Source organism: Gemmatimonadota bacterium (assembly GCA_026706845.1).
Classification (GTDB): Bacteria; Latescibacterota; UBA2968; order UBA2968; family UBA2968; genus VXRD01.
Map to the genome: position 1 here is coordinate 1 of JAPOXY010000175.1, position 4,717 is coordinate 4,717.

The window sequence follows — 4,717 nt, forward strand, 5'->3', positions numbered from 1 at the left end:
GCTTTGTGTCAACAAGCCTAAAGTCTCGCCATACCCCCAATGGTGGTGTCAACCACCGGGGGAATCATGTGGCAGGGACAAGCCCATAGGCTTTAGCCGGGGGTGGTTGACGCCGAAATTACATCCGTGGGTTCACCGGCTTGATCGGCGAGCGCGGTATCAAAGATATTTTCAAGCGTACACTGCGGTTCGTATCCGATGAGTGTGCGCGCCTTGCTATTGTCAGACCAATAGACCCACTGCATAGGGACCTCAACCGCAAAAGGTGGAACACCCGTTATCTCCGCGAGATAAGCTGCGACCTCGGGAAAGGTGAGCGGCCGGTAAATCGGCGCATTGAACGCCTCGCCAACAGCCGCGGGATGGTCCAGCGCGCAAATACATGCCCGCGCAGTATCGCGTGCATCAGAAGGCGACCACATCCACGGACGACCCTCGCGATCGATGACAGCACATGGTTGATCCGGACGCTCGACGCGGTCGAGCATATCCTGTGCAATAGCCGCGCCATCCGGATGATAAATACCACTTTGCGGATTATTCACAGCATCGCGGATGCGCCCTGCCACAAACTGAACATTCCAACGCCCCAGCACTTCTTTGCCCGCAAACATGCCAGAAGGACGAATAATGGACAATTGAAGATCGTGTCCATTCATATAGCCTTCAGCCATCGCTTCGTTGATATATTTCAGCGTGCCATAAAGTCCACTCGGGCGTTTGGGATGGATTTCATTCACCGGCTGATAACAGGGCGGAATATGCTGATTGCCCATCGGATAAACCGCGTCGGTGCTGACATGGACAAATCTGTGGAGTTTATCGGCAAATGGTGCTGCCGCTTCAAAAAGATTGTACGTACCCGTAACATTAATCTCGTAAAACGTCTGATTGTCCATACCGCGCGGTGGACCCAGAATATTTGCCGTATGAACAACTGCATCTACACCATCCACAATGCTGCGACACAACGCCGCATCTCTGAGGTCGCCTTCGATCTTTTCAACATCAAACGGATCGAGCTTGAATTTCTTGGGATCATCGGGAAGAATCAGCGCGCGAACATCATCCCCACGCTCAACCAACTGCTTGACGACATTCGCGCCCAAACGCCCCGTAGCACCCGTAACGAGGATTTTGCTCATAGTTACCTCTAATAAATTCTCTATACTCTGGACAAGCGATGTACAACTTCAAATCGCTCGGACTCAGTCGGCCGCGACCAGAGTTCCCCAGCGCCACTCATAACGGCCTCCCGCTCGGGACTGGCGCGCCAGCCCTCGTAGATCTCTTCATTCTCCCAAATAACCAGCGTCGTAATCTTCGTCTCGTCGGCGAGCGCGTGAAGAGTCTGACGGCTAACAAATCCGGGAGCCTGACTCTGGGCAATACCATTGCGATTCAAACGATCGCGAGCCTCATCAACACAATCATCTTTAGCCCAGTGATGCGTAAGTACGCCAATCATTAAAACCTCCATTCGCTGTCTTCTTTCTTACTTCACACTTCATACTTCACACTTCTCCCCCGACTCCTGCGACTTCTCGAGCGCCTCGAGCACAGCAACGGGCGTAAGCATTGAGCCATCTGTCTCATCTGTCTTCCCCGTACTGAACATATGGCAAAAATCGAGAACACCCGTAAGATACGTATTCTCATCGTACGAGATCACGCGATCAGTGCGCCCCTTTTCCCCAATCACAGAAACGTGGAAACCCACGCGACCTTCGCCGATGAGATTCATCGTCGAAATCGCGCCACTCGCAGAATAAAGCGTCGCAGTGTGGTTTTGCCTCCCGCGATTGAGCTGTACATGCGTAATATCCCAATCGAGCAGGCGCACAACCATATCGACCTGATGAATCCCATAAAAAAAGACACCGCCGTATTCAGAATCAATATCGCAAGGACCCGTCGAAACAACTGAAATAATGCGCCCGAGTTCTCGGACATCTTCTTGCAACTGCGCGAAAGACGCCTGCTTGGGCAAAACCGAAAAAGAACACACAGGCACATCGAGCTCACGCGCTCGAGCCAGAAACTCTTTGCCTTCATCGAGACGATAGCAAAACGGCTTATCGACAAAAAGTGGAATTTTGGCCTCCAGCAATGGGCGCACCGCAGGCAGGTGATATTTGGGATGGCGATGATCCACAATAGCCGCATCGACCTGCCCAATCAGATCTTCGGGATCTTGTACAATATGGGGAATCAGGCCCCGCTCCTGTGCATCTTTCGCATCGTCCGGCGTCTCTCCCCAAACATGTGTAACACTAAAACCGGACACCAGTCTATCAATATTAATCGTCTTTGCAATCGCCACAGTATGGCTATTCTCCGCCCCAATAATACCAATAGTGGGCATACAATACTCCTTTCAATTGTCAGTTATGGTAGGGCGCAGGCTAGTGCTGCGCCTGTGTCGTGCTTCTCAATGAACTGCTACGCAGTTGTACATCGTTCCTTAATTCCCAATTTTTAATTTTTAATTCAACTCCACAGCCTATCATTCACCTGTTCATCATACCACGCATCTGTCGGTTCAAAATAGCCCGGCAAATTGGGATTGATGTGCTCTTTAATCGCTTCCTCATTCAAATCAACGCCGAGTCCGGGTGTGTCAGGCACCTGAATATAACCATTTTGAACAATGGGATTGGACAAACCCGTAACAAGCGTATTCCAAGGCGGATAATCAACGGCGTGGCATTCCAGAACCAGAAAATTATTTGTCGCAGCCGCGCAATGCACACTCGCCATCGTCGCAACCGGCGTCGCCGCCATATGCAGAGCCATCGCAATGCCGTGTTCCTCCGCGTAATCCCCAATCCGCTTAGTTTCGAGAATCCCCCCGGACGTGGCGAGATCCGGGTGAATAATCGAAACGGCCTTATTATCGATCAGCGGCTTAAAATGTTCCAAAAGATAAATATCTTCACCCGTACAAACCGGAGTCGCCGTTGCGTTCTTGAGGCGCACCCATTGATCGGTCAGTTGCCACGGAATCATATCTTCCAGCCATGCGAGATTGAACCGCTCGAGTGCGCGCGCAAGGCGAATACACGACTCCACATTGATATGCCCAAAGTGATCCGCAGCCAGAGGAATCTCATACCCCACAATATCGCGCACAACGCCCACATATTGAACGAGAACATCGATCCCCTTATCGGTAAACTGAATACCCGTAAAAGGATGCATAACCTGCGTAGTTTCCAGCATACCCGCAGGAGAAGACACCGTATCCGGAATATCTTTGAGCAAACGCACGCCAATATCCATCTTCAAAAAAGTAAACCCCTGCTCCATGCGCGCCTTCAAGCGATTGCCCATCTCTTCGGGATTCGGCGTTGTGTGAGTATCGCAATAAATGCGGATCTGATCGCGGAATTTCCCACCTGCGAGCTGATAACAGGGCACGCCATAAGCCTTACCCGCCAGATCCATCAAAGCCATCTCCACGCCACACACGCCGCCACTCTGCCGAGCATGCCACCCGAACTGTTTGATCTTGCGAAACAGCTTATCCACATTACAGGGATTTTCACCCAAAAGCTGGCGCTTCAGTTGCAAAGCGTAAATATGACTGGCCCCATCGCGCACCTCTCCCAAGCCATAAATACCCTGATTGGTATCCAGGCGAATGAGCGTAGAGCGCATAGGCACACCGGAAAGATTGACAACGCGCATATCGGTAATTCTGAGATCCGATGGGGATGAATGGGTATTCATAAAATTCTCCTGTGTCTTCATCACGGTCGCATGGGCGACCCATCTGGCGCCCGCGTTTGCGTCCACATAATAACCTCATCTTCGGGCGGATATTTTGCAGCGAGATCCTCGTCAATATCAATGCCCAGACCGGGATCATCATTGGGATACATATAGCCCTCGCGCACCTCGGGCAGACCGGGAAACATATCATAGACGAGATCGTTGAAACGGCACCACTCCTGAATACCGAAATTGGGCGCCCATAGGTCAAGGTGCAAATTGGCCGCGTGACCAACAGGTGATGTATCTCCGGGACCGTGCCACGCCGTGCGCACATTGTACATATTGGCATAAGCAGCGACATTGCGCGCCGGGGTAATCCCCCCCATCTGGCTGACATGCATGCGAATAAAATCGATAAGCCGATCTTGAATAAGAGGCATCCACTCGTGCGGATGATTAAAAAGTTCGCCCATCGCCAGGGGCGTGGCGCACTGCGCGCGCATGTGGTGAAAATACGCATTGTCTTCCGGCGCGAGAGCATCTTCCAAAAAGAAAAGTTTGAAAGGCTCTACATCTTTGGCAAATTGGATGGCGTCAATCGGACGCAAACGCTCGTGAATATCGTGCAAAAGCTCAATCTCAGGCCCGATCTCCGCACGCACATGTTCGATCATATCGCACATACGACGGCAGTATTCTCGCGGGTGATAATAAGCACCATCGGGCGCACCATCGGGTTTTTGAATCGTATCTGACTGTCCCCCGTATCCCCCCATCTGCACGCGGATATGGCGATAGCCCTGTGCCATATAATGACGCACGCTATCCACCACTTCGTATTTGTCGCGCCCACTGGCATGAGCATACGTATCTGCCGCCTCGCGACACTTCCCGCCCAAAAGTTGATACACGGGCATACCCGCGCGCTTGCCCTTAATATCCCACAGAGCCTGATCCACCCCCGATATGGCATTATTGAGCACGGGACCATTGCGCCAGT

General features: G+C 51.9%; 5 protein-coding genes. All 5 read right to left on the bottom strand.

All coding sequences use genetic code 11. From position 1 onward, the window contains the following. Positions 1–92 precede the first annotated feature (92 nt). On the bottom strand, positions 93–1,145 hold the full coding sequence (locus OXG87_16330; GenBank protein MCY3871118.1) for an NAD(P)-dependent oxidoreductase: 1,053 nt from the start codon (positions 1,143–1,145) through the stop codon (positions 93–95). Positions 1,146–1,165: 20 nt separating this feature from the next. Beyond that, entirely contained in the window at positions 1,166–1,468 is a 303-nt protein-coding gene (locus tag OXG87_16335; protein MCY3871119.1) for an antibiotic biosynthesis monooxygenase, read from the bottom strand. A gap of 39 nt (positions 1,469–1,507) precedes the next feature. Further along, positions 1,508–2,365 carry a Gfo/Idh/MocA family oxidoreductase gene (locus tag OXG87_16340; GenBank protein MCY3871120.1) on the bottom strand — a complete coding sequence of 286 codons (858 nt, stop codon included), beginning with the start codon at positions 2,363–2,365 and terminating at the stop codon, positions 1,508–1,510. Between the two features lie 125 nt (positions 2,366–2,490). Next, complete coding sequence (locus OXG87_16345) at positions 2,491–3,753, bottom strand: mandelate racemase/muconate lactonizing enzyme family protein (GenBank protein MCY3871121.1); 1,263 nt, start codon at positions 3,751–3,753, stop codon at positions 2,491–2,493. After that, positions 3,753–4,717, bottom strand: a 965-nt coding sequence (locus OXG87_16350; protein MCY3871122.1) for a starvation-sensing protein RspA, incomplete at its 5' end; no start/stop codon positions are given. The genes OXG87_16345 and OXG87_16350, both read right to left, overlap by 1 nt.